The sequence below is a fragment of the Pseudomonas glycinis genome, from assembly GCF_054871425.1.
Map to the genome: position 1 here is coordinate 355,689 of NZ_JBTYHF010000001.1, position 13,564 is coordinate 369,252.

Consider the following 13,564-nt stretch of genomic DNA (forward strand, 5'->3'; position numbering starts at 1 on the left):
CTGAAGAGGAACACCCGCCTGGAACTGGCGAGCGATGAGGGGATTGTAAGGACAGTTGGGTGCCCGGCCTTGTCGCCAAGCGACAACTTCTTATAGCGCAAACCCCGGATTTTCCCGGGTTTACGGCAATGCGACATATAGCGTCGCAAAGGCGCAGTTTACCGGGCGCGGCCGATTTGCGGCAGGCCGCGCAGGATACCAAGTCAGCCCCCACGGCAGAGACATAAATATCTACCGCACGGGGGGCGCTTGCTGCTGATTTGCTGAGGGTTCTTCCCAACGCCAAGGAATGGCCATGCATTTGTCTGAAGCACCCCCATCGGCAATCCCGGATGACGCAACTGACGCGCACCATGCGGACGAGCATTATCAACCACTGAAAAACGCGATTCCCGCCTGGCTGGGCGACACCTCAGCCACTCGGCGAGAAGCACTGAAAAGCAGCCTCCCGCAGCAGTCGGCCGCGCTCAAGAACGCGCCAGCCGAACAGCATGCGCTGATGAAAAGCCTTGGGGCGGCGCATATCAGCGCCCAGAGCCGGGTCGATAAAAGCCTGGAGCACTTGCAGGACGCTGCGGCCTTCGCCGAGCCCCTGCTCAAGGCCGAGCTGAAAAGCTGCTTCGATCTGGAACTGGATGTCAGAAACACCTACGTGCGCCTGTACATTCCCGCCACCACCCCGTGGTTTCCGATCCGCACCGGCGCCCGCGCCTGGTCCGTGTCACTGCTTGAGGCTGCGCTGCATAACTTCGAAGACAGGGAAACCGAAGACAACGCCTTCGAAGCCGAGTCGACATTCACCAGCGCCCCCTCGGCCACAGGGCAGTTTGAAACCCTGCCCGAGATCAAGGCGAAACTGAGCATTTCCGCTTTCACAAAACTATGCCGTCGACTGGATATCGGCGCGAAATACAAAGCCAGTCTGGAAGACAATCTGGGCTATTCCGATCCGATGGTCGCGTCGGTCTTGCGCGGCAAAATCGACGCCAGCCAGAAGGCCGCGATGAAGTCTGCCCTGCAATGGGCGCGGATGAACCGCGATGTCTCGGAAAACGCGTTACGCACGATCGAGGCCATGCTCGACGGCGTGAAAGGCCTGCATGTGCATGGCGCCCCGCTGCTGTGTCATGACATGACGATGCTTTGCGCACCGCTGACCGGCATCGTGGTATTCGCCCCGGACCTGTACATGACACGCAATGCAGCGCGCGTCGTCGCCTACGTCCCGGATGACCCCGAACATCCGTTCAAGGAGTACGCCTCGCCATTGGAAATGGTCGTGGAACTGACGCGCCAGTTGCGCTCCAGGGACTATCAGCAGTTCTTCAGCCGCTTCGTCAATCACGACCAGCGCGGTTTCTTCTTCAGCACGCTCAACAGCCGGCTGAGTGAAATCCGCTGGCATCCGCACAAACCCGGCGACCCGCTGCCGGCGTGGCGCGAAGCCCCGGTGGAGCGGCCCGATCTGCAGACTGCGCTGACGCCGTTTTACGACGATGTCTGGCAACACCTGTACCAGGCAAAGCTGAACAAGATTTTCAATGACGCCCGTACCATTGCCGTACCGACTGCCCTGGTTGATCAAAGGGCGCGCTGGGCATTCTGGGATTCGCTGGTCAACATCCTCTCTTCCATCGCCCAGACCGCCGCGATGATCGTCGCGCCCTTCGTGCCGGTGCTCGGTGAAGCGATGATGGCGTACATGGCCTATCAGATGCTCGATGAAGTATTCGAAGGCATTGTCGAGTGGGCGCAGGGACGCACGACCGAAGCGGTCGAACACTTGATGGGCACCGTGGAATCGATGATCCAGTTGGGCATGTTCGCCGTCGGCGGTGCGATTGGCGCGGCCGAGTTTCGCAAGGTATTGCCCAAGGAAATCGTGGCGTTCATCGACCGCTTCAAACCGGTACAACTGGCCAATGGTGACACCCGCTATTGGCAACCGGATCTCGAACGCTACAAACATCCGCAGCGCCCGACTGCCGATTCGCAACCCGATGCGCTGGGTCTGCATACCCATGAAGACAAGCGCCTGCTGCCCCTGGAGGACGCGCACTTTGCAGTCACGGAAAGTCAGGTGCCGGGGCAGTACCGCATCAAACATCCGAGTCGCCCCGACGCATACCAACCGGTGCTGCGCCACAATGGCGAAGGTGCCTGGCACACTGAACTCGAGCAACCGCTGGAATGGGATGGCGCAACCGCGCTGCGCCGTATCGGCCCTGCGGTCGAGAGCTTGTCCGCGAGCGAGCGCGAAACCGTCCTGCAGATCAGCGGAACCAGCGAAGACGCGTTGCGCAAAATGCATGTCGAGCAGGAAAAGGTCCCGCCGCTGCTGGCCGACAGCATTCAGCGCTTCAAGCTTGATCAGCAGTTGCAACGCTTCATCGACCAGCTCGACAGCGATGACGCCGAAGTTTTTTTGCGCGCCGATCCGGTCACGCAGCTGCAGGTGCTCAGCGAATACGGCCGCTGGCCAGGCGACAAATGCCTGCGTCTGCTCGATCGCCAAGGCCAGCAACTGTGGCAATCGTCCGCCGACACAACCCTGCCCGTGACCGAACTGCGCCAGGGCGAACTGATCGGTGGCGACGTGCTCAAAACCCTGCTCCAAACCCTCGACGAGACGCAGATCAAAGCCTTGCTGGACGAGCCCTTCGCCGGACCGACGCCGTCCATCGAGGTCCGCAGCCAGAACCTGCGCAAGCAAGTGGCGGACCTCGCCAGACGCAACACAAGCGCACTGTTCGAGTCGCGTTATCAAGCCCTTCAGCACCTCGACGACCCGCTGGCGGAAAGACTCAAGACCCACCCTCCAAAATTGCCGGCCAGCATTACCCGCGAACTGCTCGATACCGCGACCGGCAGCGAACTGCTGCAGATCAGCGAAGGACAATTGCCGGCGCGCCAACAGACGCTCATGCAGATGGCCAGTGACGAGGTGCGCGTCACCCGCGCGTATGAAGGCCTTGAGCTGGCCTCGGTGAGCAACCCCGACTCTGACTCTCTGGCGCTGCACAGCCTCAAACTGCTGCCGGGCTGGAGTGGTGATGTGCGCATCGAAATCCGTGACGGGCGCTACGAGGGCGCATTACTGGACACCATCGGCCGTGACGATGCGCCCGAATACAAGGTGCTGGTTCGCCGCGACGATGGCCAATATCAACCTTATGACGATCGTGGGCAGCAGCTGCACTCATTCACTGATTTCTATTCCAGCCTGTTGTACGCATTGCCCGACAGCGAGCGCCAGAGCCTGGACCTGCGCATCGGTCAGAGTCAGGCGCTGAAGGCGGCCATTCGCGAACGTACGCTCGAGCGCCACGAGTGGCGTGAAATGATTGCCGATACGCCGTCCCGAGCGCCGGCTGTCGATACCCTGCGCCTGCTGGGTACCGACGGTTACGCCCATGCTCCGCGTCCGCCGCGTCCCGCGTACCAGCCACACACCCTCGAAGAAGACATCCGCGTGCTCTATCCACGCATGTCGAATCATGAGATGCGCTTTCTCGCCGAAAGCATGCGCAGGAGTCCCGCAGGCCCGCGCGCAGAGATGCTTCGCTTGCAAAATGACTACTTGCAATTGCAGAACGAGCTGCATGTCTGGGCCAACAATCCGCCCGCCTTGCATCCCGAAACCGGCACGGCGCTGACGCCGCTGGAGAAGCGCGCCGAACTCCAGAATCGCAGGCTGCTCAGGGAGCAATTGCTCAAAGCCTGGAGGCGGGAGCACGTCACGGGTATCAATCAACAGGGCTTCGCCGCCGGATACGCCTTGCGCCTTACACCGGCGGTGATGGGCGACTTGCCGGTGTTGTCAGCGGACTTCAGCCATATCACCTCGCTCGCCATTGATGGCAGCCCGATGACCACATCTGTCGACAGCTTTCTGCAGTCCTTCAGTCAGTTGCAGAATATTGATGCGCGCAACCTCAATCTGCCCAGCCTGCCGCAAGCACTGACTTCAATGCCCTCGCTGCGCGAACTGCGTTTACGCGATTGCCTAGTGAGCCTGACAACGGTCACAGAGTCGGTGCTGGCTTCCTTGCCACAACTTACCCTGCTCGATCTGCAAGGCAATGCGCTGGGCTTGCCGCCGGACCTGCACGCGATGCCTTCGTTGCGCTACGTCAATCTGTCGGACACCGGCATTCATACGGTGCCCGACGATCTGCTGGATCATCCGCGTTTGATCTCGGCGCAATTCGATCGCAACCGCATCACGCGGATACCGGAAAAGTTCTTCAACCTGGCCAGCTCCCTCAGCGACGGTTACACCTTTGCAGACAACCCGTTGACCGCGGCCTCTCGCGAACGGGTCAAAGTGTTTTACGAGCACACCGGCAAGCACTTCGGGGTCCGGCCTGTGCAGGAGGATCTGCAGCGCACCATCGCCTTGTTCCCTTCCCTTGACACCGAAGGCGCGACACGGGTTTTGTACCGATTGCCCGGGCCATTGGCCGAGTGCGGAGCACAGTTGTCACGCTGGGAAAATGAGCTCGGCGTTCTGAATCTCGAACTCAGCCAATGGATCAACCAGGCCGCCGTGACTGCCGCCGAATCGGGAGAACGTCTGCCGCTCGAGACGCAGACCCGCGAACTGGATGCCAGGCGAGACTTTGCGCAACAGATCGAACAATTCTGGCGCAGCCCGCCCACGTACCCGCGCCTTGAAGAACTCAGGGCAACGGCGGCCTTCAGTGGCGATATGCCGATACTCAGCACCGGTCTGGAGCGCGTTACCCGGTTGAACCTCGTTGGCAACGCCAATATCACCGCCGTCCTGCGCTTCGTGGAGTGCTTGCCCAACCTTGCCAAGCTGAAAATGAGCGGCTTCGAACTGGAACCGCTGGCGCTGGGCGAAGCAAAACTGCCTCGGCTGACCGATCTGGAGCTGAAGAATTGTGGCGTGGTCATGACCCCGGAAAACCAGGCTGCGCTGCTGTCACTCACCGCCCTGGATACGCTGGACCTGAGCAACAATCCGCTGGGAACGTTCCCCGACCTGAACCTGTTGCCGGAATTGTTCCATCTCGACCTGTCCAACTGCGGGTTGACCGTCGTTCCCGAAGGACTGAGCAGCCATCCGGGGTTACGAATCGCAGCCCTCTCGGGCAACCGCATCACGCAATTGCCGGAGGCGCTGTTCGACCTCCCCGCCGAGCGCAGTGACGGCATTGACCTTGCCGACAATCCGCTATCGGCAGCAACGCGCGATCAGATCAAAAACTACTTCCGCATCCATCGAAACGACTTTGACGTCCTGGCGCCCGAGCAGGATGTCAGCCTCGCCCGGCAGCTGTTTCCCGGTTTGAACAAGCAGGAGGCCAGCGAGATGATCTACGACTTGCCCGGCAATCTGGGCGACAGCCGCAAACAGCTCCTTCGCTGGAAAGCGGAGCAGCAACAGATGCGCGATGACCTGACCCGCTGGGCCTCGGCAATTCTGTCCGCGCACCCGGTCACAGGCCAGGCCTTGAGCGTAAGCGAGCATCTGGCGCAACGATCCGCACGCTCGGACTTCAAGCTATTGCTGGAGGATTTCTGGAGCGAAAGATCGATGGGAAGCGGCAAGCGCAGCGCATTGTTTGCGGCAGACCTGAAGTTTCTCGGCGAAATGCCGCGCCTGAGTGTCAACTTCGATCACGTGACCAGCCTCAAGCTCACCGGCAACGTGACGACCGCCGGACTGGAGCCGTTCGCTGCCTTGTTCCCGAATCTTCAGACGCTGAAATTGAAAGCCTTCACGCTCTATGACATACCCTCATTCGTCGGCCGCCTGCAGTATCTCAAAGAGCTCAAACTGAATGACTGCGCGCTGACACTGTCACCTGCCGGGCAGCAACTACTCGGCACCCTGCCCGAGTTGCGGCTGCTCGATCTGAGCCACAACCCACTGTCAAACGCGCCCGATCTGACCACCCTGCCCAAGGTAACCCACTTTTTACTTGGCCATACCGATCTGACCAGCGTGCCGAAGGGCATCGCCGAGCATCCGCTGCTGCGAGAGCTCTCGCTTGCCAACAACCAGATTACCGAGCTGCCGGACGCTATCTTCAGCCTCAAGCCCGATAAGGCCGACGGCATCTATCTGAACGACAACCCTCTGTCGATAAATGCCCGCGAGCGCGTCAAGTTCTACTACGCGGCACACGGGCGCAACTTCCGGATCAAGCCGCCATCGGCTGACATTGCCATGGCGCAGAGACTGTTCCCGCGACTTGGGGAAAACGCTGCGATCAACATGATTTATCGCCTGCCCGGGACATTACAGACCGGCACGGCGCAACTGATCAGGTGGGAGAGCGAAATCGCCCGCATGATTGGCGATCTCAACGCATGGCGTGAGCGTCTGCCAGTCAACAATCCATCGACAGAACGGCCATGGACTGCGCAGGAAAAAGCCGCAGAACTCGCCGAGAGACAAAAATTCAGCGAAAGCCTCGAACAACTGTGGCGCGGCAGGCGCACCGACAATTCAGCACTACGGTTCAACACCTTCAATGCCAATGCGGCATTTACCGGTGAGTTACCGCAATTGGCCACCGACTTCAGTCACATCACCCATCTCAGTCTGCAGGGCAATCCGGCACTGAAGGTTTCCGACGGTTTTCTCACCAGCTTCAGCGGATTGCAGGGCCTGGAACTGCAGGATTTTTCCCTGGGCCAGATGCCTCAAGCGCTGCAAAGCCTGCCGTCGCTGGAAACGTTGATGCTGAGCAAGTGCCAGATCACACTGGATCCTGCCGGACAAGCGGTCTTGTCCACGCTGACCCGCTTGAAATCTCTGGACTTGTATAGCAATCCGCTGCAGGTCACGCCCGATGTGTCGGCACTGCAGAACCTGACGTTCATCGATCTGACCAGCACCGGAATCGATAGCGTTCCTGCCGGGCTGGAACAGCTGCCGCAGCTGGAAGTTGCATTGCTGAGCGACAACAACATCATCGAAGTGCCGACGGAGCTGACGCGTTATTCCGGTCGCGGCATGGAACTGGGCGCCAACCCGTTGTCGGTTGCTTCCAGAGAACGTGTCAAAGCCGCTTTCCAGGCCAAAGCCGACAATTTCGGTGTCTGGGTCCAACAGGACGACATCGATCTGGCGCAAAGCCTTTACCCGTCGCTGTCCGGCTTCGATGCCAACGATCTGGTCTACAAGCTGGCGGGTACGCTGGCCGATGGACGTCTTGAGCTGATGCGCCGCAAAACCGGCCTCACCAGTCTGCTCGAACGCCTGGATAGCTGGGCAAACGAGATCCCCAACGATCCTGACACGCAAATGCCACTGGCGAACGACGCGGCAGCCAGGGAAACACGCAATCGCCAACATTTCAGGCGAGATCTGGAAACCGACCTGCGCCGGGCGCCCACGTTCATCATGGACCCAAGAGTTACCTGCGACATTTCGTTCACCGGCGAGCTGCCGGCGCTGGCCGCAAGCTTCGACCATATCGAAGAGTTGCGACTGACAAGCGGAGCGTCCGCGCCGCCCAGGGTCGATCAATTGTTGGCGCTTTTTCCCAAACTCAAAAGCATCACCATCCGCAAATATCCGTTGCGCGAGGTTCCCCCCAGAATCTTCGGAATGGACAGATTGCACAGTCTGTATCTGCCTGGCTGTGAAATCACGCTGACTGCGCAGACCGCAGAAGCCTTCAGAACGCTGAGAAACCTGAGATCCGTGGACCTGAGCGACAATCCACTCAACATGGCTCCGGATCTGAATCATTTCCCGCAGATGACCGATGTGCGTCTGGGCAATTGCGCCTTGAGCAAGGTGCCTGATGGCCTGTTCGAACTGCCTCGATTGATGTACGCGGACTTGTCCGGGAACGCGATTACCGAGTTGCCGGGCGAGTTTCCTTCACAGCCCGGCGAGGTGTTGACCGAATATGCCTTCGGCGACAACCCGCTGACCGCAGAAAGCCAGCAGCGCCTGCAGCGTTATGAGGCGGCGTATCAACTGCGCCTGGCGGAGCGACAGGCGAGCAACGACACCGTGTATCAGTCGTTTGAGGACTTCCATGATTTTTCCAGCAGCATCGACACCGATTGAACTCGGCCCGCGCTCAGCCACGCTCCGGCGGCACTGACGACAATTCGAACGGGCTGCTGCTGCGTCGCTGGTTGCGATCTTCCCGCGGCGTGGCACCGAAGAAATTGCGATAGGCGCTGGAGAAGTGCGGCCCCGAGGAGAAGCCACAGGACAAGCCGATCTGGATGATCGACTTGCTGGTCTGCATCAACATCTGCCGGGCCTTGTTCAGGCGCAGTTCCAGGTAGTACTGGCTCGGCACGCGGTTGAGGTATTGCTTGAAGATCCGCTCCAACTGCCGACGGGATACGCACACATGCTGGGCGATTTCGTCGGTGGTCAGCGGCTCTTCGATGTTGGCTTCCATCAGCAACACCGCCTGGGTGAGCTTCGGATGGCTGGAGCCGAGGCGATTCTGCAACGGAATGCGCTGACGCTCACCGCCCTCGCGGATGCGCTCGACCACCAGTTCTTCCGACACCGCACCGGCCAGCTCCGCACCGTGATCGCGGGCCAGCACCGCCAGCAACAGGTCGAGCACCGACATGCCACCACAAGCGGTCAGACGATCGCGATCCCAGTCGAACAGATGACTGGTGGCGATGACTTTCGGGAAGCGCTCAGCGAAATCGTCCTGCCAGCGCCAGTGCACGGCGGCGCGATAACCGTCGAGCAAACCGAGCTGGGCCAGCGGATAGACACCGGCCGACAGACCACCGATCACGCAACCGGCACGCACCAGTTGCTTGAGCGCACTGCTCAGCGCCGGTGCCAGGGTGGTCGGCGGCTCGTCGGCGAGCAGGAACAGTTTCTGGAAATTCTCGAGCTTGCCGGCCCAGGGTTCGCCGGGCAATTGCCAGGCCCCTTCGCTCTGCGGCTCGGCCTGCAAGAACGACAGTTCGTAAACCACGTCCGGGTGCACCCGCTGCGCAACACGCAAGGCCTCCTCCGCCAGCGCCAGCGTCAACGCTTTAGTGCTGGGCCAAATCAGGAAACCAATTCGATGGGCAGTCATGGGCGGGCAATCCGAAACGAACAACGGTGATGAAGGCATGGGCCAATGCTAGCCCGGAAATGAATACAAATCCTGAAACCGGTGAAGATCAGAATGTGGGAGCGAGCCTGCTCGCGAAGGCGGTGTACCAGTCAACATAATTGCTGGCTGTTCTACCGCTTTCGCGAGCAGGCTCGCTCCCACAGGGGATCTGAGCCAGCCAGAAGATCGCGAAGCATGACCTAATCTGGTGCACAACGGCAGCCCTGATTTATTTCAGGCTACCCGACAGGAATTGCTGCAAGCGCTCCGATTGCGGGTTGACCAGCACTTCGCGCGGGTTGCCGCTTTCTTCGACGACGCCTTTGTGCAAGAACACCAACTGGTTCGACACTTCACGGGCGAAGCCCATTTCGTGGGTCACCACGACCATGGTGCGGCCTTCCTGCGCCAGCGCCTGCATGACTTTCAACACGTCGCCGACCAGTTCCGGGTCGAGGGCCGAGGTCGGTTCGTCGAACAGCATCACTTCCGGCTCCATCGCCAGCGCCCGAGCGATCGCCACGCGCTGCTGCTCGCCGCCGGACATGTGCCCCGGGAACGCGTCTTTGCGATGGGCCACGCCAACCTTGTTCAGGTAGTACTCGGCTTTTTCCCGCGCTTCGTACTTGGGTACGCCAAGCACGTGCACCGGCGCTTCCATGATGTTTTCAATCGCGGTCATGTGCGACCACAGATTGAAGTGCTGAAACACCATCGACAGGCGCGAACGCATGCGTTGCAGCTGCTTCGGATCAGCGGCTTTCAGCGCGCCGTCCTTGTTCGCCACCAGCTTCAGCTCTTCGTTGTTGAGCAGGATCTTGCCGGCGTGCGGCTGCTCGAGCAGGTTGATGCAGCGCAGGAAAGTACTTTTGCCGGAGCCACTGGAGCCGATGATGCTGATCACATCGCCGGCGGCGGCTTTCAGGGACACGCCCTTGAGCACTTCGTGACTGCCATAGCGTTTATGCAGGTCTTGGACTTCAAGTTTGTACATGCGGTCGGTTCTCACAAAAACAGTCAGTCAGTCGTTGAGCAAGCGCCCGTGACGCAGCGCTTCGCGCCCCGCCACCTTGGCCAGCCAGAAACCGGGTTGGGCATAGCGCAGCCGTTCAATGGCAAACAGCACCCCGGACGTACCAGCACATACCGTGCTGACCCGATCGGACACAGGGTCGATCACTTGAAAAATCTCGTCGCCCGCCTCGACCCATTCGCCGGGCTTGCGGGAAAAACTCACCACACCGGGGTGCGGTGCGAACAACAATTCGGTGCCTTCGAACGGCATGCCTTCGCACGGTTCGAAGGCCGGGTCCGGCCACTCGCCGGTGATCAGACCTTGCTCGGCAAGGAACGCCAGAATGCCTTCAGCATAAGCCTCGGCTTCGACGCGGCCGGTGTCGGCCTGCCCGCCCAGCTCGATGGTCGTCGCCAGACACGCCAGCGGAATCTGCGCATCGGGAAACTGCCGCGACAGGCGCAGCCATGGCAACGAGCAAGCTTCATCGAACGAGCTGCCGCCGGAATCTTCCGCGAGCAAACCAACCTTGACGTGCAGGTGCGCCGACAGCGAACGCCACTGCGGCCAGTGCTGCGGCAGCGCGTACATGTGCAGCGCGGCTTCGGCATCGCAGTGCAGATCCAGCACCACATCGGCGGTGCAGGCGTGGCTGAGCAGCACACGCTGCATGCCCTGCAACTGGCTGCTCGCTTCAGGCAAGCCGGCCAAGTGGTCGGCCATTGCCTGGCGGATCAGGCGCACGTTGGCATGGGGATCATCGCCGAGCTTGTCGCCCAGTGCCGCCGCCACCGGCGCGCTGAGTTCGACGAAATCACGGTTGAAATTCTTGCCGCTGCCCGCCTCGAAACGGCCCTGGAAATTGCCTTGCAGCAATTGCCCGAGACCGATCGGATTGGCCACCGGCACCAGCTCGATCACGCCGTTGAGCAAGCCTTGGGCTTCGAGTTCGCCGAGGCGCTTTTTCAGCTCCCAGGCGGTGCGCATGCCCGGCAGTTCATCGGCGTGCAGGCTGGCCTGGATGTAGGCCTTGCGCTCGCCGCTGCCGAAACGGAAAACCGAAACCTTGCGCTCGCTGCCCAAGTGGCTCCACGGCAATACGTGGTCGATGCGTTGCATATCAGTGCTTCCGTGGCGCGAGGTAGCTCAACCAGCGACGCTCGGCCAGTTTGAACAGCTTGACCAGAATGAAGGTCAGGCACAGGTAGAACACGCCAGCGGTGATGTACGCCTCGAACGGCAGGTAGAACTGCGCATTGACGGTACGTGCCGCGCCAGTGATGTCGATCAGGGTCACGATCGACGCCAGACTGGTGGTCTGCAGCATCATGATCACTTCGTTGCTGTACTGCGGCAGCGCCCGGCGCAGGGCCGACGGCAGCAGGATGCGCTTGTACAGTTTGAAGCGCGACATGCCCATGGCCTTGGCCGCTTCGATCTCACCGTTCGGCGTGGCCTTCAGGCTGCCGGCGATGATTTCTGCGGTGTAGGCGCTGGTGTTCACGGCGAAAGCCAGGCATGCGCAGAACGTTGCGCTGGACAGCCACGGCCACAGGAAGCTTTCGCGTACCGCTTCGAACTGGGCCAGACCGTAGTAGATCAGGAACAGCTGCACCAGCATCGGCGTGCCGCGAATCACGTAGGTGTACAGCCACGCGGCGCCGTTGACGAACGGGTTTTTCGAGACGCGCATCAGCCCCAGCGGCAACGCCGCGAGCAAACCGAAGAACAGCGACAGCGCGAGCAGTTTGAGGGTGGTCAGCAGGCCGCTGAAGTACAGCGGCAGTGCCTCCCAGATGACGTTGTAGTCGAAGATCATAGATCAGCCGCCCTTACGCCTACCGAGTAGCGCTTCTCAAGGTGACGCAATGCCAGCAACGAAACACTGGTGATCACCAGGTACATCGCCGCCACTGCGAGGAAGAAGGTGAAAGGCTCGCGCGTGGCATCCGCCGCCTGCTTGGCCTTGAACATCATGTCTTGCAGACCGACCACGGAAATCAGCGCGGTGGCCTTGGTCAGTACCAGCCAGTTGTTGGTGAAGCCGGGAATCGCCAGACGAATCATCTGCGGCACCATCACCCGGAAGAACACCTGAAAACTGCTCATGCCGTACGCCATGCCCGCTTCGGCCTGGCCCTTGGGGATCGCCATGAACGCACCGCGGAAGGTCTCCGAGAGGTACGCACCGAAGATGAAACCGAGGGTGCCGATACCGGCGGCCAGCGGGTTCAGGTCGATGTAGTCGTCATAGCCGAGCATCGGCGCGACGCGGTTGAGCAAGTCCTGACCGCCGTAGAAGATCAGCAGGATCAGCACCAGATCGGGAATGCCGCGGATCACCGTCGAATACAGGTCGCCCAGCCACGCCAGCCAGCGCACCGGCGACAGGCGCAACGCGACACCGATCAGCCCGAGAACGATGGCCAGAGCCATGGACGACAAGGCGAGCTGAAGCGTCAGCCATGCGCCATCGAGGATGACAGCCCCGTAGCCTTTCAACATGATTCAGGTCCTCGAAAGTTGGGATGAAAAAATGGCGCAAACCGCAGAGATTCTGTTGCTTGCGCCATTTCGGACTTGTCGCAGAGACGTCTTACTTGCCGTAGATGTCGAAGGCGAAGTACTTGTCCTGGATTGCTTTGTATTTGCCGTTTTCGCGGATGGCCGCGATGGCAGTGTTGATCTTGTCTTTCAGGGCGTCGCCCTTGCGCACTGCGATACCTACGCCGTCGCCGAAGTATTTGACGTCGGTGAAGGCCGGGCCAACGAATGCGAAGCCTTTGCCGGCGTCGGTTTTCAGGAAACCATCGTCCAGCAGGGTGGCGTCAGCCACGGTACCGTCGAGGCGACCGGCAGCCACGTCGAGGTAGATTTCGTTCTGCGAGCCGTACGGCTTGATCTCGGCGCCCAATGGAGCCAGAACTTCGCGGGCGAAACGCTCGTGGATCGAGCCACGCTGTACGCCGATGTTCTTGCCTTTCAGCTCAGCCAGACCTTCGCTGACCTGAGTGCCGGCCTTCATGACCAGACGCGCCGGGGTGTTGTAGTACTTGTTGGTGAAGTCGACCGACTTCTTGCGATCTTCGGTGATCGACATCGACGACAGGATGGCGTCGATCTTGCGCACTTTGAGAGCCGGGATCAGACCGTCGAACTCTTGCTCGACCCACACGCACTTGACCTTCATCTCTTCGCACAGCGCGTTGCCGATGTCGTAGTCGAAACCGACGATGCTGCCGTCCGGTGCTTTCGAAGCGAATGGAGGGTAAGCCGCTTCGATGCCGATCTTCACAGGTTTTTCGTCAGCGACGGCATTCAGCGACAGCACGGACAGTGCCAGGGCGCCAAGCAGCACAAGTTTCTTCATCTTGGGACTCCATCGGTAAAGGGCAAAAACGGCAGAGTGAGCGACAGCCCAATATGCGAATGGGTGAATCGGAAATCGGTTGCGCATCGGCGGAAATTTCCCATT

At 60.4% G+C, this 13,564-nt stretch carries 7 protein-coding genes; 1 reads left to right on the forward strand and 6 read right to left on the reverse strand.

What is annotated here, in order from left to right; translation table 11 throughout:
* Positions 1-295 precede the first annotated feature (295 nt).
* On the forward strand, positions 296-8,059 hold the full coding sequence (locus ACYSTU_RS01615) for a dermonecrotic toxin domain-containing protein (RefSeq protein ID WP_498995352.1): 7,764 nt from the start codon (positions 296-298) through the stop codon (positions 8,057-8,059).
* Between the two features lie 13 nt (positions 8,060-8,072).
* Here the strand turns inward: ACYSTU_RS01615 and argR are convergent, their stop codons facing one another.
* The 6 genes from argR to ACYSTU_RS01645 all read right to left on the reverse strand — a co-directional run bounded on the left by argR (position 8,073) and on the right by ACYSTU_RS01645 (position 13,459).
* Entirely contained in the window at positions 8,073-9,053 is a 981-nt protein-coding gene (gene argR, locus ACYSTU_RS01620; RefSeq protein WP_024014018.1) for a transcriptional regulator ArgR, read from the reverse strand.
* Between the two features lie 250 nt (positions 9,054-9,303).
* Positions 9,304-10,068, reverse strand: coding sequence for an ABC transporter ATP-binding protein (locus tag ACYSTU_RS01625; protein WP_007912705.1), 765 nt, complete (start codon positions 10,066-10,068; stop codon positions 9,304-9,306).
* Positions 10,069-10,095: 27 nt separating this feature from the next.
* Positions 10,096-11,208 carry a succinylglutamate desuccinylase/aspartoacylase family protein gene (locus tag ACYSTU_RS01630; protein ID WP_476312931.1) on the reverse strand — a complete coding sequence of 371 codons (1,113 nt, stop codon included), beginning with the start codon at positions 11,206-11,208 and terminating at the stop codon, positions 10,096-10,098.
* A 1-nt stretch (position 11,209) separates the two neighbouring features.
* Entirely contained in the window at positions 11,210-11,908 is a 699-nt protein-coding gene (locus ACYSTU_RS01635; protein ID WP_024014019.1) for an ABC transporter permease, read from the reverse strand.
* Entirely contained in the window at positions 11,905-12,594 is a 690-nt protein-coding gene (locus ACYSTU_RS01640) for an ABC transporter permease (protein WP_016773583.1), read from the reverse strand. Before ACYSTU_RS01640 ends, ACYSTU_RS01635 begins: the two co-directional genes overlap by 4 nt.
* A gap of 91 nt (positions 12,595-12,685) precedes the next feature.
* Positions 12,686-13,459 carry an ABC transporter substrate-binding protein gene (locus tag ACYSTU_RS01645; protein ID WP_024014020.1) on the reverse strand — a complete coding sequence of 258 codons (774 nt, stop codon included), beginning with the start codon at positions 13,457-13,459 and terminating at the stop codon, positions 12,686-12,688.
* Positions 13,460-13,564 lie beyond the last annotated feature (105 nt).